Genomic DNA, 20,445 nt, shown 5'->3' on the forward strand with positions numbered 1-20,445 from the left:
CCAGTTATAATAAAGCGCTTTCATTCACTTCTAAAAAAAGAAGGGATTGAAGAGTAACTTTCAACAATCCCTTTAAAAACAATATGTCAGCTGATGACGACTTCTTGATTTACTATTTTCAAAGAAGGCATGGCAGATACCGCACCTACTTTTGTACAGACGATCGCTCCAATCCGATTGCTGAAGGAAACCATCTTTGTGACCAAATCCATATTAGCTGCAGCCATCTTCGGATTCTCTGAATGTGCGATCTGATATAATAATGCGCCTACAAATGCATCACCGGCACCTGTTGAATCAATTGATTTGACGCAGATGCTTGGGACAGCCTTCTTCTCTCTTCCATTTGAAACGATGGTCCCGGCGCTCCCTAATGTGACGGCAATCAGTCCTTCGCAGGTTTCCTGAAGAGCATCGAGTCCTGCAGTGACACCATTCACTCCTGAAATCAGTTCAAGTTCGTCCGCACTCATTTTAATAAAATCAGCCAGCCCCATTGCCATTTTTGCCAAGCTGATAAACTCTTCTGTGTTTGCTTTCCACAGATCGTTTCTGAAATTCGGATCAAAGGAAATGAATTTCCCTTCGTTCTTTGCTTTTTTCATCATGTCAAAATAAAGCGTTCGAAACGGGTCTTCCAGCAGTGCTGTTGCTGATCCAAAATGAAGAATGCCCGCTTGTTTTATTTTTTCCTCATCAATATCCTGCTCAGATAAAAAAGCATCAGCCCCTCTGTTAAAAAGGAAATCTCTCTCTCCATCCGCCTGAAGCGATACAAAGGCAAGCGATGTTTTGTGTACAGGATCAAATACAACCATAGACGTATCAACGCCCGCTTCATCAAGCGTTTTCTTCAGAAAAGAACCAAAAGGGTCGTTTCCCACTTTTCCGCAGAAGGAAGCCTTGCCTCCTAATTTAGCTATAGCCGCACAAACATTGGCAGGAGCTCCTCCCGCTTGTTTTTCAAACTTCTTTCCTTCCATTAAATTAATATCTGTTTCCGTGCAGAAAAAATCAATCAGCAATTCCCCGATGCAAATAACAGACGAACCCACCTTGCTTTCACCCTTCCTTGTTCCAAATGGAAGACAGCTCATGCAGCTCAAATGATTTTACTTTTATGCTTCCACCTGAAGCGGCCAGGTGCAATTCGCTCTTTTCAGATGAAGGGAACACAAGGCTCGTAATGGCGCATTCACCGTCATTGCCGAAAAGTTCAATGGAAGAGGCATCTAAAAGCAACTGCAAACGAACGCCGTTTTTCTTCATCTTTAAGGGTGCAGCCTGCACCGCAGGGAATGAAGATGAAAAGTCAGATTCACCTGAAAGTGTTCTGTCTGCTGACAGGATTTCCGCTTCTGCATCATAACGGATGACCGTTTTTTCTGAATCAGAATGCTGAATCGTCAGTTCAGCAATGGAAGCGTCCTGAAATTCAACTTCCAGATTTAGTTCAAGCAATGTGCTCTCCAAAGGAATGGAAAGCGGCTGATCCGGTGTTAAAAGCTTATCCTTAAAAGTATTGCTCCTCTTTCTCAGCACTCTTGCTTCTGAAACAGGTTTTTGAATAATGCGGACTCCATCCGCACTTGAGGCTAGGGATAATTCCCTCGGGATCGTCATGACACCCCGCCACTCTTTTGTAGGAACTTGATTGGCATAGCGCCAATTGCTCATCCACCCGATATAAATTCTTCTGCCGTCACTTGATGGCATGTCAGACCAGCTGACTCCAGCGTAGTTGTCCCTTCCGTAGTCCAGCCAGAGAACGGTCTCTTTGTCATGATCATTAATAAAGGTCTCTCCATCGAAATCTCCTATAAAATACTGAGTCCAAGAGCCTTCTGCATGTTCGCCGGTATCCCCCAGGCTGACAAGCATCACCCATTTCACCTTGTCTCCATCAACCTTAAGGGGGAACAGATCAGGACATTCCCAGAACCCGGCATGAGAGCCTTCTCCAAACTCACTTGCAAACTGCCAGTTAATTAAATTGATAGACTTGTAAATCGTCACGCTCTGGCCTGTAGCAAGAACCATTATCCAGTGCTTGGTTTCAGAGTGCCAGAAAACTTTAGGATCACGGTAATCTGTTTTTGTTTCGTCAATAAGGACCGGATTGCCGCTGTACTTTGTCCATGATCTCCCGTTATCCTTGCTGTATGCGATGCATTGGCGCTGACGCGGCCTTTCTGAGTCAGGATACGAATCATGGCTTGTATAGATCGCAACCAGCCCAGGCTGATCGTCGAAGAAACCGGTCGTATTATCCCAGTCGACGACTGCGCTTCCTGAGAAAATGGCTCCATGTTCATCAGGATGCAGCGCGACAGGAAGATGCTCCCAGTGAATTAAATCCTTGCTGACCGCATGGCCCCAATGCATCGGACCCCAGATTGTACTAAAGGGATGATGCTGGTAGAACAGATGATACTCACCGTTAAAAAACACCATTCCGTTAGGATCATTCAGCCATTTTCCGAGTGGCGAAAAGTGAAAATGGGGACGATATTTTTCTGTTAAAATCGGTTTCACGAAAAAAACTCCTTTTCCATAGATTAAGAGACTGCAGAAAAGAACAACAGCCTCTTTAGTTTAATGTTTAATGTTTAATGTTTATTGTTTATTGTTTATTGCTGATTGCGGTCATAGCCTGTCTGTTTGATTTCAAGCCACTCCTGAAGTCCTAAACGGTCAAGTTCAGCTAAATATTCCTTCCATTCTGCTTCCGCTTTTCCGTTTGTCATCCATTCAGCGCGCTTTCTGTTAATGTAAGCAAATAGATCCGTTTCAATGGATGATAGCTTATCCAGCTCTTCAATAGAGAAGAAGACTTTTGGATACGTATTTTCAGCTTTCATATGAGGAACCATAACATCTTTCATCAAGTCCAGTCTCCAAGCAGCATCATCCGGCTTCGTGGTAACGGATCCATAGTATTCATCTAAAATTGCAAGAGGTCCGTTAACACTTGTTTTTTGACGAACTTCAACTGGTGCAGCTCCTTCAAGCGGCAGATGCTTCAGCATATTTGCAGATTCGTCATATTCAAAGATGTTTTGCTGTTTGTCATCTCCGTATGTTCCCCAGTTGTTCTGAACAGACTGCAGCGGATCATACAGCTGGTCAATCCATTTAGCGGTAAGCTCAAGATTTTTATTTGAACTTGTAATGACCATTCTCCCTCTGTCAAAGCCCATTCCATTTGTTCTGGCAACGTTTACATTTCCATCCGGTCCAGCTACTGGAGACATAAGGTCATATTTGTCATTCATGCCGGTAATGTTTGCTTTGTCCCAGGTAAAGTACATGCCGTACCGTTCATCTTTTCCTTTTGCAAGATACGTGTTCCAGTCGTGTTCAAACGCTTCTACATCAATTAAGCCTTCCTTATAAAGATCGCTGAAGTACATGATGGCATCTTTATACCCTTCCTCAGCTGCTGTCAGGATCACTTTGCCTTCATTGCTTACAACTGTATGATCCCAGTTATCTCCAAGGCCGAATGCTCCGAATAAGAAGGCAGGATCTTCACCGCCATGATTAATGATGAAGGACATTGGAATTTCGTCCGCTTTTCCGTTTCCGTTTGGATCCTGAGTCTTAAAGGCAACTAATACGTTCTTTAGCTCTTCTGTATTTGACGGCATTTTTAAGCCCAGCTTATTGAGCCACTCCACATTAATCCACGGAAAATCATCAACTGAATGAATATTCTCTTTGCCTGTCCCAAGCTCTTCAATCCATGGGAAGGAATAGATATGACCGTCAGGAGCTGTCATCATTGCTTTATATTCTGGTGAAGAATCGAGCACTTTTTTCAGATTCGGCATGTGTTTTTCAATTAAATCCTCAACTGGAATAATCGCTCCATCTTTTGCAAGCTTCAGCAAGTCATAGTCGCCGTAGCCTGCATCCATAATGGCATCCGGCAAATCACCGCTTGCCATAGCCAGATTTCTCTTCTCCGCAAACACATCGTTCGTATAGTTTTTCCACTGGATTTGAACACCCGTTTTTTCTTCCAGTCTCTTATAAATGAGTTTATCATTTGGATCTTTAGGCGCAAGCGGCGAGCTTTGCGTGATAAATTTCAGCGTAACTTCTTCCTTAAGCGGGAAGGAGACATCTTTTAGTTCATAGTCTTCTGAAGATGAGACATTTTTGCTTGTGCAGCCGGATAATAAAACAGCTGCAATAGCGGCAGTTCCTATAGCTCTCTTAACATGTTTCATTACATTTCCCCCTGTATCATTTGTTATTTTAATGAACCGACCATAACCCCTTTTTCAAAGTACTTCTGGAAGAATGGATACATAATGATCAGCGGAAGGCTTGAGATCACGATCGCCGAGTATTTAATCATCTCTGAAACCTTAGCAAGCTCTGCCATTGCCAATTGATCGCTGATCATGCCGGGTTCAGCCTGGTTCTGAATTAAGATGGATCGTAAAACAAGCTGCAATGGATGCATTTTAGGATCTTCAAGATAAATCATGGCATCGAAATAGGAATTCCATTGGCCGACAAACGCATAGAGCGCGAGAACAAAAATAATCGGTTTAGAAAGCGGTATCACGATTTTGAAGAAAATAAGCAAGTCCGAAGCCCCGTCCACTTTAGCTGCTTCATGCAGTTCATGCGGTATCCCCTTAAAGTAAGTTCTGGCAAGTATGATGTTCCACACATTGACTGCTCCCGGCAGCAAAATCGCCCAGACCGTATTTAACATGCCGAGATCTTTGACAACCAGATACGTCGGAATTAATCCGCCGCTGAAAAACATCGTAAAAAGAAAGAATGTCATAAAAGCGTTTTTACCGACAAACCCTTGAGTCGCCAGAGGAAAAGCAGCAAATATGGAGACAACGACGGTAATAATGGCAAATCCTGCAGAGTAAAGCATGGCATTTATAAATCCCCTAACCATTGAATCATCGGATAGAATCCGTTTATATCCCTCTAGGCTCCAATCAGACACTTTAAACGACAAACCCTGATTCAGAAGAACATTTGGATCCATGAATGAAGCGATGACGACATAAACGAGCGGGACCAGGACGGCAAGGACAGCCAGACAAAGAAATACAGCATTCAGAGACAGGATGATCCGGTCTATTCTTGTGTGTTTAATCATATAAATCCTCCTCTCAGATTAATAAAGTCCTTCTCCTTCATTCAGTTTTTTGACAACAAAATTCACGACAATAAGCAAAATGACGTTGATGACTGAGTTGAACAGGCCAACTGCAGTTGAATAAGCGTAATCTCCTGCCTGCAAACCAATTTTATAAACGTAGGTCGGAAGAATCTCCGATGTCGGCAAGTTCATGGCTGTCTGCATCAGAAAAGCTTTTTCAAACCCAATCGCCATGATACCGCCTGCACCTAAAATAAAGATAATAGCCATAAGCGGCTTTAAAGCCGGCAGATCAATATGGATCATCCGCTGAAGAATGTTTGCTCCATCAATCGTCGCTGCCTGGTGCAATTCAGGATCCACGTTCGCCAAAGCGGCAACATAGACAATGGACGACCATCCTGCAGCCTGCCAGATTCCAGAGATAATATAAATGGATCTGAAGTATTCAGGATCAGACATAAACATGACCGGCTTACCGGTTAAAAACGCAAGAAAATGATTGATCGGACCCGTCGGAGCCAAAAAGATAAACAGCATCCCAACAATGACAACGACAGAAATAAAGTTTGGCGCATATAAAAACAGCTGAATATTTTTCTTAATGGCTGCTCTTCTGACCTGGTTCAGCATTAAGGCAAGAATGATTGGAATGGGAAACCCAAGCAAAAGCCCGTATAAACTGAGCTTAAGTGTGCTCATAAAGATTGTTTCGAAATTAGGCGAGGTCAAAAACTCTTCAAAATGTTTAAAGCCGACCCATTCGCTGCCCCATATCCCTTTAATTGTGCTGAAATCCTTAAAAGCAATGATGGCTCCGTACATCGGAACATATTTAAAAACGATTGTCAGAATAACAGCAGGTGCGATCAGCAAGTACAAAAAGTAATTCTTTTTTATATAATCCCATTTGTACTTTGCTTTGGTCTTCTTTTCCGGCCTGCTAATGACAGCGCCATCATCTTTGGCCTTCACTACCTCCTGCATGCAACTCCCCCCCTTGATAGAAAACACTTATAAGCGCTTTCATAATTTGCGTTCAGAGATTTCTATCTGTGTTCTCTGTAATTCCACTTTATCAAACAGGCATTTTGAAAAAGTTTGAATTCTTTGGATGAAGGAGTTTAATATTTTTGGCATTTAAAAAAAGGAAAAACCCGAGTCCGAAGACTGCGGGTTCCGTTAAGTGAGGGAGAACCTAAAATCCATCCTATAAAAATCAAAAATACCAGTACTGTGAATCAAAAAGCCGATCCCAAATGGAACCGACTAAACGTTTTAGAAACAGGAGTTGTTTTTTACTCACTTTCCCCTATGACTGCAAACTAGTTCTCTTCACCATCGGCAAAGTTAAAAACTCTGCCAGAGGCATCTCTGCAATTTCTCCGACTGTGACTTTTTTGTATATTAGCGTCGATGTAATTGATTGAGATACTAATCAAAACTTTAAGCCCTAACTTATACTGCCTGATTCCATCATTCTTTGATCTTTAAAGAATTTAGCAAATATATACCGAACTAAAGGTCCCATAATGATAAGCTGCAGAGGGAAAGCAAAAATTAAATTTTTAAACACAAGGGAAAAGTAGCTTATAAATAATGATTCTTCGCCTAGGCCGTTATAAAAATAAGCAGTCCCTAATCCATAAAGAGACATAAAAAGAACCATTCCAACTACCATAAAAAATGAAACAGATAGAATGACAAAGATCTTTTTAGATTTGTCATATGGCAAAGAAAAAGCAATTTTCTGTGCCGCTGGACCGACAATAAATAGCTCCAGTAAGAAAGCAATAATAAAACCCAGCATAAGTTGTATAAGTATACCTTTAATGGGTACCATTCCAATCAAGCCATTTATCAATAAATTATAAAACGTCATGACTACGACCATGCCCAAGCACATGATTAGCCCAAAATAAAAACTTTCTCTCTTAGTTGTCGGCAAATTTTCCTACATCCCTTCTTTTAAGTACCTTGCTATTATAGCGAAAAGGGAAATCTCTTCATAAGTGACTATTTTGTGAACAATGTATTATCTGCTTTACTCATTTATTGTTTTAGCCTTTTTCTTCTACCGTCATCTTGCCCTTTAACTTAAGAAGAAAAAAATCTAATCCTCCTAATAGAATAACGGAAACCACTATATTAACTTTTATTTCCAACGACAGAATAACCAGCCCCTTTTTCTGGCGGGCTGGTTATTCTATGTTTTATTCATTTTAAATGGAAAAATCCCTGTGAATCGTATGCAAATTTGTTTTCAAATGAAAATTGTATTTTTCTCCTTTAAAATGGAACACCTTGTGCAGCGACCCCATTTCATTCCTTGTCATTTATATCATCCAGCCCGCTGTTTATTTTCGCCACTGCCTTATCTGCAGATGCTTTTACGTCTTTCCCGCCTATGCCGATTTCTTCAAATAATTCCTTAAGAGCATCGCTTATAACTGGGTATGCAGGTGAAACAGGCCGGTTTTTTGAGTACTTCAATGCCTGCTGCACAAAGATATTTTTTGGATAGGCTGTCAGCTCAGGAAATGCTTTTGAGACGGAAAATCTCGCTGGCATATCGCCAGTTATATCCACATATTTTTTTGAGCCCTCAAAGCTTGTCATATACCTGATAAACTTCCATGCCTCTTCCGGATGATCGGATTTAGCCGAAATGCCGAGTGCCCAGCCTCCATTTGGAGTAACCTGATAATTTCCCTTTGGCAAAGGAGCTACTCCGAAGTCCTCACCCAGTTTAAAATCAGGGTTATTCCGTTCAATTTCCCCAAGCATCCATGATCCCAAGACAGTCATGCCCAGGTGTCCTGTTATAAACGGATCGGGAGGCAGATCAACAGACGCCACTTTGTAGCGGTGATAGAGGTCCTGATAGAATTGCAGGGCCTGTACCGCGTTTTTAGAATTAAGATAACCGGAGGCAGTTTTTCCATCAGGGCTCAAAACATCCGCACCAAATTGCCATAATAAAGGCGTTTTGAAGTAGCTTGGAGATTCCCCGTCGCTGAATCCCTGTGCAGGATCAATCCCGAAGATTTCATTCCCGGGATCATTTATTTTTTTGGCCATTTCCACTACCTCGTCCCATGTCATTGGGGAAGCAGGATCATCGGATGGAAGAGGCAATCCGGCTTTTTTAAATAGGTCAATATTATAAAATAAGGCCACACCTGATTCTGCAATAGGAGACAGATAGATTTCATCTTCAAATTTCATGCCTTCAAGTGTTGAAAAAGGAATATCCTCGATCTCTCCTTCTTCTTTCATTTCCTTGTCAATCGACAGCAGCGCACCTGAATTGGCATAGAGGGCGAGGTTAGGACTGTCGATCGACATAATGTCAGGCGGGCTTCCGGCCGCAATTTCCGTTCTCAGTCTTAACTCATAATCACCATACGGGATGGCATTCATTTTAATCGTGATTCCGGGATGAGAGGACTCAAAGGCTGCTATCAGTTCTTTATAAGCTTCATTTTCTAGCTTGGTGCCATAATTCCTCCAGAAAGTCAGTTCAATGTTCTCTGATTTCCCGGAGAGCACTCCCGGATTGTTATTTTCCTCATCTGAAAACAAGCTGAATGAAGAAAAGGCATAATAGCCTGCTGCAATGAACAGCAGAATGACTGGTATAAAAATGGCAGCTCTTTTTTTCATCGTCTTTCCCTGCCTGCTATTTCATCCATGTTTAGTGCAGCCTTCCGATATTCTGCAGGAGTCTGTCCGGCGTGTTTTTTAAAAACGGTGCTGAAGTAGCCGGAATTGGAATAACCTGTCAAGTATGCGATATCAATCACTTTCAGCTGTCTGTCTTTTAATAATTCACATGCATGCTTCATCCGTACCTCCACTAAATAATCACTGAAGTTCTGGCCGACATGAAGCTTAAAAAGTTCAGATAAGTAGGCACTATTGATATGAAATTGTTCAGATAAAGAGGTCAGCGTGACTTCATTTGCAAAATTCAGATCCAAATAACGGCGGACATTTTCAACAATGGCCAAACCATTTGGCGAAGAACGTGACTTGCTTACCAGAAGGATAATCCTGTGAGCAAATTCAGTTACTTGCTCAATGACTTTTTCATGGGCGGTCAGTTCTCCGATGCTCTGCTGACAAGACCACATCGTCTGATTGATTTCCGCTCTGTCCATATCATATTTCGCAGCAAGTGATTCAAGCAGAAGGAGAAGCCGATTGGCTGCAAAAGAAAAAGACAGCATGGACCCCGCCTTTGCTTCAAGCAGAAGGTCATTTATCAGCTTCCTGCCTTCCTTCAGGCTGCCATTTTCAATCAAGTTTGCTGCTTTTTTCTCCTTATCAGGAGAGAGTTCGAAAACGTCCTTATGATGCGTTCCATCGATTACTTGTGATTTCAGTCCCGGATCACTCTGGCTCCAGGCAAGCAAAGAAGAAATATAGCCTGTTTTTAACTCCGTCAGATTACTTACCTTCTTGCCCATTCCGATCACTGTTTCAGCTTTGAGATACTTTTTAACATACGTTTGTACCTTTTTCACAATACTCAAGGTTTCTAAAGGTTTCTTTCTATCTATGCAGTGAAGAAAGTGAAGCATGTTTGAATAGCCCGCATCATAATATGCACAAGTCCCTTCATACTGTTCGGCTATTTCTTTGCAGAGCATCCTAAACGGGAGCCAAAGCTCTTTTACTGAATGTTCTTCTGACGCCCTAAGTTCAACTGTGAAGAATTGAACGTGTTTTTCTTCCTCCGCTAGAAAGCCCAGCTTAAGGTGCTGGAGTCTTTCTGCAGCGAGAAATGGTTCAGACCATTCTTCCTTTACCAGCTGCAGCAAGTACTGTTCTTTCATTTCTTCCAGCTGTGTGTGAACCATCCTGGAGATTTTTTCGGATTCAAGCAGCTGCTTTTTTTCAAGGACAATTTCTTCTTTCACTCTTCTCAAAGCTCCTGCGAGCTCATCGGGAGCTACAGGCTTCAGCAAGTAATCTTTCACCCCTTCAACAAGAGAAGATCGAACATATTCAAAATCTGAGTACCCCGATAAAACGATGACTTTTACATGGGGAAATTTCCTGTGGCACCTTCTAGCGAATTCAATTCCGTCCATGACCGGCATCCGTACATCTGTTATGACCAGATCTGCTTTTATTTCTTCCACTAATTGAAGCGCTTCCTTTCCATTTGATGCTTCTCCGGCAATCTGGAATCCCTCTTCTTCCCACTTTGCTTTCATTTTCAGCCCTCTGCGGACTTGAATTTCATCATCCGCTATAATGACCTTCATCATGTATATCCCCCTCATTTCCCTTTATACATAATGCAATTCTTGTCCCGGCTCCTTCTTCTGACTTGATTTCAATTGAAAAGCGGCTGCCGCAGAAGAGCTTCAATCTTCCAATCACATTTCTAAGGCCAATGCTGCTTCCGCTGCTGTCCAATACGCCCATGGTTTCATATTCTTTTTCTTCTGCCAAAAGCTGCGAAATCATCTCCTGGGACATGCCTATGCCATCGTCTTCTATCGCTATGGTTAACCTGTTTTCTCTCCATTCTGTCCGAATCAGAATCTCTGCATCTGTTTTTTCCAGTAAACTGTATTTCACTGCATTTTCAACAAGCGGCTGGATAATAAATTTACAGATTGGAAACGAAGCAGCTGCTTGATCCTCCTCAATTCTAAACTTGATGGCACCATCGTACCTCAGCTTCAGGATTTCAATAAAATCCCTGATATAGGTAAGCTCCTCCCTTAACCTGACTATGTCTGATTTGGTGTTTAACGAGTATCTCATCATTCTTCCAAGATAGATGCTCACATCCAGAACTTCCTTCTGTTTATTCTGCAGGGCGAGACTGCCGATAACTTCAAGCGTGTTGTTTAAAAAATGAGGATTGATCTGAAGAAGCAATGCTTTGTATTCAGCATCTTTCCTCCGGAGATTCGCCTTGTATTCTGTCTTAATTAACTCGTTCAGCTTTCCGATTGTATGATCAAAAACTTTTATAGCATACCCGACCTCATGATTATAAGATTTAATTGTCGGCATAAACTTCCTTGCACCATCAAGATCCCCTTTTTCAACGAACTTCATAGCATTTGTAAGCTTACCGAGCGGTCTTACGATGTTTGAGGATAGGACGTAGGAAGCAAGGATCGTCAGCAGAAAGATGATGGCACTGAAAACCAATAAATTCTGCTGGAGCTTATCGATTTTGGCAAACAGTTCAGATTTTGTAATTTCGCTGACCAGCGTCCAATTTCCTATCTTCAGTTTTTGAAAAAAGACAAGATAGTCTTCATCGTTGTACGCTGTTTCTATTAGTCCATTAGGCTGCTTCATTCGCTGAATTTTTCCAAGACTGTCATTTATAACAGAAGATGGAGTTTCTACCTTTCCGGATAAAACGTTATTTCCATTATCATCCAGCAAATATACACGTCCATTTTCGCCAAGTTTAATTTTCCCCAGTGCCGTTTCAAGCAGCGAAGATGGAAAACTGACTTTGATCATTCCAGATAGGTCCAGCACCTGCAAATCAAAGAGAGGAATTAAGTAGCTGTTTACCTCTGCTTCCCTCATAGTTTGATGGAGCTGATACGGGTCACGGTGATGGTTGACCCATCGCTTTTCTCCCTTTAAAAATTCCTGGTACCATTCTGTTTCAGCAAGCAGCGGGTTATTCCCCCATGTTCCTGTCCCATCGTTTAAGAAAACAGAAATACCCATACCATTTGAATTATTGACCATCATGGAAGAAAGCTGCATTTTCAGCTGATTTTTGATTAGAAGCCGTTCAGCAGACGGGACAGCCGGATCACTTTCTGAATGCAGCCACTCCTGTGTTGCCTGATTGACAAGTACCTGCTTTCCCAAATCCTCTGCCTGTGAGGTGACGGAGTTAATATAGATGGAGTATTGCTCCATCATTTCGACTGTTGAATCTTTTGTCTGATCTTCTATGACGGATGTAAACCATGCCGGAATAAGAAGGGATAAAACAAGAAATGGAACGGTCAGGAGAATGGTAAAAATGATGAACAAACGATTTCTCAGAGAATAAAACATGGAGCCTCCCGGGAACTTTTCAAAAGTTTCTGCTAGTTCTATTTTCTTAAAGTATAATACAAACCGGGGGTGGCTGGTTTGTATTTTTATAAACACCCTTTTGGTAAAAAACGTCGGGAGTTAGACATCATTCCATAAAAAAAGAAAAAGCAGCTTAAAAGCTGCCTTTTCTCTTATTTCCGAATCCAAACCGCTCCAGCAGAGTTATCCTTCGCTTCGCCTACAACCTGGAATTTCAGGCCGTAATTTGGAACTTTGCGTCCAGCGTCTGGAATGACTTCATTCATGTATGATCTTGAGTCATCGAAGAATGTGACTCCTTTTAAACCGTTGTAGCTGTATTCGCCGCGTGTCGGGCTGTCTACGTACCAAGACGCAGATTTGTCATAAGAGAATGCTGCGTCTGCGATTTGATAGCGGGTTGATTGTGTTGTTGTCAGTTTTCCGTCCAGCAATCCGTATAATGGCTGCGGATGAGAGTCGACCACTCCTAGGAACCCTTCACCAGGATGCTCGCCAACCCAGTTGTCTGTGTAGCTGTTATCTGCATACCAGACGACCATGCCTGTATTGTATTTAGGACCGCGGGAGAAAGCTAATGCTTTGTCAGATCCAGCGTAGTTTCTCCACTCTAAGTAATAATGGTGCTGTGCAAGGTATGTTCCCTCAAATGCTTTGAAGCCATCCAATGTAAATTTAGATGCACCTTCTGCATCGTCGCTGAAAACTTGCTCGCCATCAGCAGTAAGAACTGCGTTGTCTAAAGCAAACCCTTCAGGTGCAAGGCCGCCGTCTGTTAAATATTCAAATACCAGTTTTACTTTTTTGCCTGCAAATTCGCTGAGGTCGTAGGATTTGTCAATCCATTTTCCGTTTGTTGTTCCTTTAGTAGCGTCGCCGTCTGTCACATCGCCGCCTAATATTTCAAGAACTTTGGTGCCATCTGCTGTCTCTGCTTTTACGGTTAATGAGTCACATGCGCAGCCGTATTCAATGTCATAGTTTGCTTTGTAAGAGAATGTTGCATTTGTTTTTCCTGTTAAATCGAATTCAGGTGTTTCCATCACTGTATGAAGGTCATCGCCTTTTGTACTGTGATAATATTTTTCACCGAATTCAGGCTGAATTGTGCTTTTTACTTGTTTTTCAGGAAGGTTGACTTTGACGATTCCTGGGTTATTTGATTTTGTGACACTTTGATCGAGGAATGTTGCTGTTCCTTCAGCTGTCACATCTTTGTAGTCAATTTCCTGGATGTTCGCCCAGTTTCCGCCCATAACAGTTTGGAAGAATTCTTTGTTCTGCGGGGAGAAGCTTGTCGGTTCTGTACCCGCTGTTTGGCCATTCCAGCTGCCTCCGCTCATGATTGACCATGAGGCAACAGGCTCGCCGTTTCCGGAGTACTGCGTGTCATATTCGTCAGGAAGACCTAAATCATGTCCGAATTCATGTGCGAATACGCCGACTGCACCATCTTCAGGCTGGATCGTGTAGTCAAATGCAGCCATTTGTCCACCCCAGTATGGTACTTCTGCTTTTGTTCCTTCAACTTTGTATACTCCGTCCAGCGTCCAGCGGTGAGACCAAATTGCATCATTGCCCAGCTTGCCGCCGCCAGCTTCTTGTCCGGTTCCAGCATGTACGATCATCAAATGGTCAACAAGTCCGTCCGGCTCGTTTTGATTGCCGTCTCCATCTAAATCATATAAATCAAATTCGTCATATTGAGAGAGATCCATACCAGATTTAGCTGCCGCATTAAGCGTATCTTTCACAAGGTCACGTGGTCCTTTTGGCGCCAAGTTGTCATGGCCTCCAGCAGGATTGTCATCGCCATAATCAGCTGCTTTGCCAGGAACAGTCAGCCATTCAGAAACTGTGCCGTCTACTGTATAGCTTCCGCCTGATTGCTCTTCATAATATTGCTTGAATGTAGGTACTTTTTTACCGTCTAATAGCTGAAACGGCTTGTCTCCGAAAAGCATTTTTTCATAGTGTTCCTTGCTGAAATCATTAGAGTACATGTAGCCATCTTCTTTGACAATATTGTTATGCTTGAAATCTTCAAACTCGACAAGCAAGATTAGAACTTTGTCTTCTCTTACAGTCCCACTGTATTCAGACTGCTTTGCCGGCTTTACATTTACAAAGCCGTCCTTTTTACTTTTTTCCAGTTTTTCATGACCTTTATTTAATTGCTTTGTCAGCTTTTCTTTCTGCTTTGTTAAGAAATCCTTTGATTTCTTATCCATGTCCACTTTTGCATTGTGATTATCTTCATGGAGATCAAGTGTCGGTTTTTCACCTTGCTTTTTCTCAATATATTTTTTCACGGCTGCAGCGACTTCCTTGTCACTTGCTTTTTGCGGAATGAGTCCTTGTTTTTTTAATGCATTTGCCAGGCGGTCTTCATTGATAATGTTCAGATCAATTGGTGCAGACAATGCTGTTTGAACGTCTGTTGGTACTGGTTCTTTCGCAAACGCAGCTGGTGCGAATAAACCTGCGGCCAAACTTGTTGCCAAAAGTGATGTTCCGAATTTCTTGCTCCACTTTGCCAATACTACCCCTCCTATTTGTAAGAACATGTAGAATTTTCTGTTTTTTCTACATATTTAAAGATAGCACAATCATAATTAGATAGAATTGACCTTTTCTCCTATAATCGGAAAAATTTTACTGGGATAATAGATCAATAGGAACAAGCATCTCCTATTTCATTTAGCCTATATTCCTGTCGCAAAAGCAGGGAAGAAGGACGAAAATCCCCTGATTACCCCCACAAAATAGTCATAGATTATAAATAGTGTATTGAGATACATAGGCGAATAAGCCGCTTAGGAGGGGAAAGATGGAATCATATGTGAAAGATTCTCTGCATCAATGGAAAGAGGATATGCTGAAGCAAAAGAATGAAATAGACACTGAATATGACAAAGTCAAAAGCGAACTTCAGTTATATTCCTATAAATTTGGCATTACAAAACAAGTCATTCAATCTACTATAAACGATGAAATTATCAACAATATCAAAACAACCTATCAAAAGCCATTCGAAGAAAAATTCAATGAGCTGAAGCTTTATATAAAAGAGCTGGAAGAGAAGCGCAGAGTTTATCAGATGTTTGTAGAGAAGATTGAGAAGGTTAGTGAGTCGGAGGAGAATTAACGGATTGCAATCATCTTTTTAAGTGGCTCTGATCACCCAAAGGAAAAGGACCATCAACTGGTCCTTTTTTTATTAAACAATATAGTTAATCTACAGAAAGAAACAATACATCTTCTCCTGCATATACCTCCCCAGTGGGAAGAAAGCCAAAACTATTATATAATTCACGAGCAATTTTGTTCTCTTTACAGACCGTTAAACGAATTTCTTTGCATATAGAAAATTCACTTACTATCCATTGAATGATCTCGGATAGTGCAGACCTGCCGCAGCCGTTTCCCTGATATCTTTCATCAATAATAAATCCGTTAATCCAGTACATATTAGTCGTATTTTCTTCGTATGCATGCATAATAAATCCGACCATTCTCTCTTTGTCATAAATAGCAAAGGGAATGTATTCGACGTTATCACCGTCTGGTTTAATGTAGACTTTTGCAAGGGATACGGCAACTGGGGGAGCAAAATCACTTTGCTCCTTCTTAACTTTCAGAGTCAAAGCTTCCTCCCAATTTTCTCTCGTAACCCGTTTCAATTGCACCTTCATAGAATCTCTCCTTTTCAAAATTTGATTTTCACTCTTTTTTATCACTTTATGCCAGGTAATGTAACCTCTTCTTTAACTAAACTGCCAAGTGGACGGAACAATAAAAAAAGTTGCCTAAGCAACATATTCACTCGACTTTATGTTAACCTGCTGTTTCATGCTTTTTAAATCCTTTAAAGTGATTTAATTTGAGAGTATGAATAGTGACTGGTATTTTTTTTGATTTCATTAAAATTATCTCTTGGTTACTTCTTCTACAGCCCATGAAAAATTCCTCCCTAGCCGCAGCCTGCAGAATTAGCTGATACTCTATGCTATAAGGATCGCTCCCGGCTAGAAAATTCCATAAAAAAAACAGCCGGCATAATCTCGCTCCGGCTGTTTCCTATTGAAGATATTTCCCATGATCAGGCATCGCAAGCTTTTTGAAATCCCTGCTTAATTCGGCAAGTCCTTTTCTCAAGACTTCGCCTGACATTGGCAGTCCATGGCCTGTAATAGCAGTTGATGGCTTAAGTGCTTCCAAGGTTTTCACTGAGTTCCAGGCTGCTTGCCAGTCTGTTGTGAAGTACTTTGGAGGACCTGAAATTTCCTGCTTTTGAGTAAACACCTTATAGAGTGAATCCTGTCTTACAGTTACAAACGCATCTCCTGCGATCAAAGTGCGGTCTTCTTCGCGATAGAAGGAAACATGTCCAGGTGTGTGACCAGGAGTATGGATCCATTTCCAATCTGATAATCCTGGAATTTGTCCATTTTCTCCAAATGCCTGAACATGATCAGTTAAATTGATAGCATCATTCGGAAAAAGCGGTGACATTTTGGCAATCAAGCCGCCTTCAACGCTTCCATCCGGTTCCGGATAATCTTTTTGACCGGTCAGGTAAGGCAGTTCAAGTTCATGAGCATAGACTGGAACCTGCCACTGTTCGATGAGTTCAATGATGCCCCCCACATGATCAAAGTGCCCGTGTGTCAGCAATATTGCTTTAGGCGCAACTTCTACGCCGGCATGCGCTTCAAAAGCCGATTTAATCGTGTCTGCAGAGTGCGGCATGCCCGCATCAATTAAATACCAGTCATTGCCGCTTCTTAAAAAAACTACATTTACGATTTGATTGGTGTAGCAGTATACCCCGGGCAGGACATCGAATTCCAGTCCGCTTGCAACAGATGTCATCGGCATCCATTTGTTCTCAAAGGAGCTCTCCATTTGGTCACTCATTGCTAATACCTCCTATGTATGGTTCAAAGGATTAGTATCCTCAGGTCTGCCGTTCTTTATTCACAAACCAGTATCTGCCTTGAAAACATCTGCTTCCTCACTGTACAGCGGTCTGCTATGCGAAAACCTGCTTCTTCAACCATGTGATCCATCGTTTCACTTGTCACAACCACCGTTTTATTCGAAATTCGGCGGGCATGTTTTAATATAGACATTTGCTCATCAGGTGTAGCGTGAGTATAAAGGTTATAGGGCATATCAATAATGGCGACATCATACTTGCCTGTGACTTCTGATATCGGTGCTGTCCTGACGTCGCATTCATAGCCGAAATGAGCGATATTTTCTCTCGATCCATCTGTTACAAGCGGATTGATATCTCGTCCGATAATATCTATGCCCATGGATAATGCTTCAACAAGAACGGTTCCAATTCCGCAGCACGGATCGATCGCTTTTACACCAAAAGGATGTGGAACAGCAATATTGGCAACTGCCCTTGCAACTCTTGTACTAAGTGCAGTTGAATATTCCCGCGGCTTTTTTAAATGATGCAGCCAGACCGGTTCGCTCCTGAGGTACTTTCCGAAATACCAGCGTCCTTCATGAATTGTAATGCCAAACGTCTGATCTGGATTCCGGACATCTGCCTCTGCTTTAAAGGGCCAGCCAACCTGCCGCTCAATATTTCTGCGCTCTTGATAACTAATTTGTTCACAATCTTCAAGATCATTGATTTTCAGAAAAATTATTTTAAACGTATCCGTTCCAATATCAATCTGCTCAACCTGCTTTACAATCTCAGAAAGCTCGTTTCCTTCATAGATGACTTCCAATCTCTCTTTCATAAAAGGACTTCTGCTTGGATCAATGTCAACGTCACTTTTCAAACTGAATCCATCGGACTGAAAGCCAAAAAAAGAACGCATTTCCAAGTGACACAATAAAAGCTCCTCTTCTGTACATGCAAATGTATATATAAATGCCGGTTTTCGGCTAAATTTATTCAATCTATTCCCATCCTTTAGCGCTTTAAAATATTCTTCCTTTCAAAACCATATCTGTATTTGCGGAGAAATGCAATTGTCCAGATGGGTAATTTCTTCTTTTTGAGCAAATGCTACGTATAAAAGGAGGCTGAAGTGTCTTGAAAGAGAGAGAACCAATTATAAGCCAAGAAGATGATCAAACTTCTGAGGGTCTGAATCAGATATTCGAGATTATAAATGCAAAAGGCGATGCAGGGGAATTAAATGAGATCGTACAGACACCAGATGAACATTTGTTATGCAGTGACGATTTATTTGACCGCCAGCTTTTTGCGATTGTGGATGATACTGTACGTGAAGATGAAGAATAAATAGAAAAAAAGCGCACCTTCACATACAAGTGAAAGTGCGTATTTTTTATTCTGCAGGGATTAACTTAACAGGTGCATCGTTTCAATGATATTACTGTCATCGCAGAAAAACACATATTCCGGCACTGAGAATGAAACATTCCCAAGGATCGTGTTGACCGCTTCCGTTCCGCTTGTATCTTAGACGAAGAAATTGCTTCCTTCACCGTTTGGCACAGTTTTATACCTTCCTGCCGGCAAATCTTTTCCTGCTATATATTAACCTGCACTTAACTTTTTGGGAGATTCTTCACTAAAATTATTTGGTTTAGACTACTCTTCTTCCTTCTCTTTAGACAAGAAAAAATTGATTAAGAAAGCAGACTGAGTACTTTGAGGGGCTATTTTTTCATCAGCACCACTGGTATTTATTTGACTGTTTTCCTGAATAATCGTTTCCTGACTTTTCAGCTCCTCTTGGGATTTTTCGTCAGCTCCAGCAGCCTTTTCCTGGCTTTCTACCTTCTCTGCGGCTTTTATTGCAGCATCATCAGCCAGCTGCACGAGACCCTGTTCTTCCATAGCTTTATTTTCTGCGGCAGCATTTTCCTGGCTTTCTAACTTCTCTTCAGCTTTTATTGCAGCATCATCAGCCAGCTGCACGAGCCCCTGTTCTTCCATAGCTTTATTTTCTGCGGCAGCATTTTCCTGGCTTTCTAACTTCTCTTCAGCTTTTATTGCAGCATCATCAGCCAGCTGCACGAGACCCTGTTCTTCCATAACTTTATTTTCTGCGGCAGCATTTTCCTGGCTTTCTAACTTCTCTTCAGCTTTTATTGCAGCATCATCAGCCAGCTGCACGAGACCCTGTTCTTCCATAGCTTGATTTTCTTCGGCAGCCTTTTCCTGGCTTTCTACCTTCTCTTCAGCTTTTATTGCAGCATCATCAGCCAGCTGCACGAGCCCCTGTTCTTCCATAGCTTGATTTTCTTCGGCAGCCTTTTCCTGGCTTTCTACCTTCTCTTCAGCTTTTATTGCAGCATCATCAGCCAGCTGCACGAGCCCCTGTTCTTCCATAGCTTGATTTTCTTCGGCAGCCTTTTCCTGGCTTTCTACCTTCTCTTCAGCTTTTATTGCAGCATCATCAGCCAGCTGCACGAGCCCCTGTTCTTCCATAGCTTGATTTTCTTCGGCAGCCTTTTCCTGGCTTTCTAACTTCTCTTCAGCTTTTATTGCAGCATCAGCAGTCAGTTGCAGGAGTGCTTGAGCCTTAGCAGTCAGTTGCACGAACGCCTGTTCATCCAAAGCTTTATTTTCTTCAGCAGTCTTTTCCTGGCTTTTTAACATCTCTTCAGCTTTTATTGCATCATTTTTAGATGCGATTGCCTTTTTATTTGGTTCATTGCTTTCTTTTTCTCGTTTTCGTTGTTTTAATTCTTCTTCCTTGAGTTTTTCAGCTTTTTTTTTCTCCTTTTTTTGTTGTTTCAATTCGTCATTTTTTAGTTTTTCAGCTTTCTTCTTCTCCTTTTTTTGTTGCTTGTTCCGTTCTTCCTTTTTTTGTTTTTCAGCTTTTTCCTCCTCCTCTTTTTGTTGCTTGATCAGTTCTTCCTTTTTTTGTTTTTCAGCTTTTTCCTTCTCCTTTTTTTGTTGCTTGTTCCGTTCTTCATTTTTTAGTTTTTCAGCTTTTTTCTTCTCCTTTTTTTGTTGTTTTTTCAGTTCTTTTTTCTTTTGTTTTTCGGCTTTCTTCTCATCTTGTCTTTCCTGATTTTTCAGCTCTTCTTCCTGATTTTTCATGCTGTTCCTCCCGTTTTAATTTACGGATTTTTGTTTACAATTTATCTAATATTGATGCCTTTTTCCTTTTAGAAGTTAATTAGCTCAGATATTTTATGCTGCTATCTGATATTCTGTTATAAATAAAAATGACTCAGGCATATTCATTCTAAAGAATTATGTTGAATATTTA

At 41.5% G+C, this 20,445-nt stretch carries 16 protein-coding genes; 2 read left to right on the forward strand and 14 right to left on the reverse strand.

What is annotated here, in order from left to right; translation table 11 throughout:
* Positions 1–86: 86 nt before the first annotated feature.
* The 10 genes from QLQ22_RS20545 to QLQ22_RS20590 form a co-directional block, all read right to left on the reverse strand.
* Positions 87–1,055 carry a carbohydrate kinase family protein gene (locus QLQ22_RS20545; protein WP_223437614.1) on the reverse strand — a complete coding sequence of 323 codons (969 nt, stop codon included), beginning with the start codon at positions 1,053–1,055 and terminating at the stop codon, positions 87–89.
* 7 nt (positions 1,056–1,062) lie between these two features.
* A complete protein-coding gene (locus tag QLQ22_RS20550; protein ID WP_223437616.1) occupies positions 1,063–2,535 on the reverse strand; it encodes a glycoside hydrolase family 32 protein in 1,473 nt (490 codons plus the stop codon).
* A gap of 95 nt (positions 2,536–2,630) precedes the next feature.
* On the reverse strand, positions 2,631–4,235 hold the full coding sequence (locus QLQ22_RS20555; RefSeq protein WP_284015447.1) for an ABC transporter substrate-binding protein: 1,605 nt from the start codon (positions 4,233–4,235) through the stop codon (positions 2,631–2,633).
* 23 nt (positions 4,236–4,258) lie between these two features.
* Positions 4,259–5,137 (reverse strand): carbohydrate ABC transporter permease, encoded by an 879-nt coding sequence (locus tag QLQ22_RS20560; protein WP_223437628.1) that lies wholly within the window; start codon positions 5,135–5,137, stop codon positions 4,259–4,261.
* An 18-nt stretch (positions 5,138–5,155) separates the two neighbouring features.
* Complete coding sequence (locus QLQ22_RS20565) at positions 5,156–6,127, reverse strand: ABC transporter permease (protein ID WP_223437630.1); 972 nt, start codon at positions 6,125–6,127, stop codon at positions 5,156–5,158.
* Between the two features lie 466 nt (positions 6,128–6,593).
* On the reverse strand, positions 6,594–7,088 hold the full coding sequence (locus QLQ22_RS20570) for a DUF2798 domain-containing protein (protein ID WP_284015448.1): 495 nt from the start codon (positions 7,086–7,088) through the stop codon (positions 6,594–6,596).
* Between the two features lie 374 nt (positions 7,089–7,462).
* On the reverse strand, positions 7,463–8,806 hold the full coding sequence (locus tag QLQ22_RS20575; protein ID WP_223437633.1) for an ABC transporter substrate-binding protein: 1,344 nt from the start codon (positions 8,804–8,806) through the stop codon (positions 7,463–7,465).
* On the reverse strand, positions 8,803–10,419 hold the full coding sequence (locus QLQ22_RS20580; RefSeq protein WP_223437635.1) for a response regulator transcription factor: 1,617 nt from the start codon (positions 10,417–10,419) through the stop codon (positions 8,803–8,805). The genes QLQ22_RS20575 and QLQ22_RS20580 overlap by 4 nt, the downstream gene beginning before the upstream one ends.
* Positions 10,394–12,199, reverse strand: a complete 1,806-nt coding sequence (locus QLQ22_RS20585; protein ID WP_223437637.1) for a cache domain-containing sensor histidine kinase — start codon at positions 12,197–12,199, stop codon at positions 10,394–10,396. Before QLQ22_RS20585 ends, QLQ22_RS20580 begins: the two co-directional genes overlap by 26 nt.
* A 173-nt stretch (positions 12,200–12,372) precedes the next feature.
* Entirely contained in the window at positions 12,373–14,760 is a 2,388-nt protein-coding gene (locus QLQ22_RS20590; protein ID WP_420828800.1) for an immune inhibitor A domain-containing protein, read from the reverse strand.
* Positions 14,761–15,050: 290 nt separating this feature from the next.
* Between QLQ22_RS20590 and QLQ22_RS20595 the strand changes: the two genes are divergently transcribed.
* Positions 15,051–15,368, forward strand: coding sequence for a hypothetical protein (locus tag QLQ22_RS20595; protein WP_223437639.1), 318 nt, complete (start codon positions 15,051–15,053; stop codon positions 15,366–15,368).
* Positions 15,369–15,453: 85 nt separating this feature from the next.
* Here QLQ22_RS20595 and QLQ22_RS20600 read toward each other — a convergent pair whose 3' ends face one another.
* The 3 genes from QLQ22_RS20600 to QLQ22_RS20610 all read right to left on the reverse strand — a co-directional run bounded on the left by QLQ22_RS20600 (position 15,454) and on the right by QLQ22_RS20610 (position 18,150).
* Positions 15,454–15,915, reverse strand: a complete 462-nt coding sequence (locus tag QLQ22_RS20600) for a GNAT family N-acetyltransferase (RefSeq protein ID WP_223437641.1) — start codon at positions 15,913–15,915, stop codon at positions 15,454–15,456.
* Between the two features lie 385 nt (positions 15,916–16,300).
* Positions 16,301–17,140: an MBL fold metallo-hydrolase gene (locus QLQ22_RS20605; RefSeq protein WP_223437643.1), complete on the reverse strand. Its 840-nt coding sequence runs from the start codon at positions 17,138–17,140 to the stop codon at positions 16,301–16,303.
* Positions 17,141–17,196: 56 nt separating this feature from the next.
* Positions 17,197–18,150: a TRM11 family SAM-dependent methyltransferase gene (locus QLQ22_RS20610; RefSeq protein WP_223437644.1), complete on the reverse strand. Its 954-nt coding sequence runs from the start codon at positions 18,148–18,150 to the stop codon at positions 17,197–17,199.
* A 137-nt stretch (positions 18,151–18,287) separates the two neighbouring features.
* Here QLQ22_RS20610 and QLQ22_RS20615 point away from each other — a divergent pair, with 137 nt between their 5' ends.
* Positions 18,288–18,500 (forward strand): hypothetical protein, encoded by a 213-nt coding sequence (locus QLQ22_RS20615; protein WP_223443761.1) that lies wholly within the window; start codon positions 18,288–18,290, stop codon positions 18,498–18,500.
* A gap of 312 nt (positions 18,501–18,812) precedes the next feature.
* On the opposite strand, the gene QLQ22_RS20620 is transcribed toward QLQ22_RS20615, so the two are convergent.
* Positions 18,813–20,273, reverse strand: coding sequence for a hypothetical protein (locus tag QLQ22_RS20620; RefSeq protein WP_284015449.1), 1,461 nt, complete (start codon positions 20,271–20,273; stop codon positions 18,813–18,815).
* Positions 20,274–20,445: the final 172 nt, after the last annotated feature.

The sequence above is a fragment of the Metabacillus hrfriensis genome, from assembly GCF_030127205.1.
GTDB lineage: Bacteria > Bacillota > Bacilli > Bacillales > Bacillaceae > Bacillus_P > Bacillus_P dongyingensis.

Bases quoted from the DNA above. Each gene is read 5' to 3' on its own strand.
- QLQ22_RS20560 (WP_223437628.1), bottom strand. From the start codon at position 5,137: ATGATTAAACACACAAGAATAGACCGGATCATCCTGTCTCTGAATGCT.
- QLQ22_RS20595 (WP_223437639.1), top strand. From the start codon at position 15,051: ATGGAATCATATGTGAAAGATTCTCTGCATCAATGGAAAGAGGATATG.
- QLQ22_RS20580 (WP_223437635.1), bottom strand. From the start codon at position 10,419: ATGATGAAGGTCATTATAGCGGATGATGAAATTCAAGTCCGCAGAGGG.
- QLQ22_RS20575 (WP_223437633.1), bottom strand. From the start codon at position 8,806: ATGAAAAAAAGAGCTGCCATTTTTATACCAGTCATTCTGCTGTTCATT.
- QLQ22_RS20620 (WP_284015449.1), bottom strand. From the start codon at position 20,273: ATGAAAAATCAGGAAGAAGAGCTGAAAAATCAGGAAAGACAAGATGAG.
- QLQ22_RS20600 (WP_223437641.1), bottom strand. From the start codon at position 15,915: ATGAAGGTGCAATTGAAACGGGTTACGAGAGAAAATTGGGAGGAAGCT.
- QLQ22_RS20565 (WP_223437630.1), bottom strand. From the start codon at position 6,127: ATGCAGGAGGTAGTGAAGGCCAAAGATGATGGCGCTGTCATTAGCAGG.
- QLQ22_RS20585 (WP_223437637.1), bottom strand. From the start codon at position 12,199: ATGTTTTATTCTCTGAGAAATCGTTTGTTCATCATTTTTACCATTCTC.
- QLQ22_RS20605 (WP_223437643.1), bottom strand. From the start codon at position 17,140: ATGAGTGACCAAATGGAGAGCTCCTTTGAGAACAAATGGATGCCGATG.
- QLQ22_RS20555 (WP_284015447.1), bottom strand. From the start codon at position 4,235: ATGAAACATGTTAAGAGAGCTATAGGAACTGCCGCTATTGCAGCTGTT.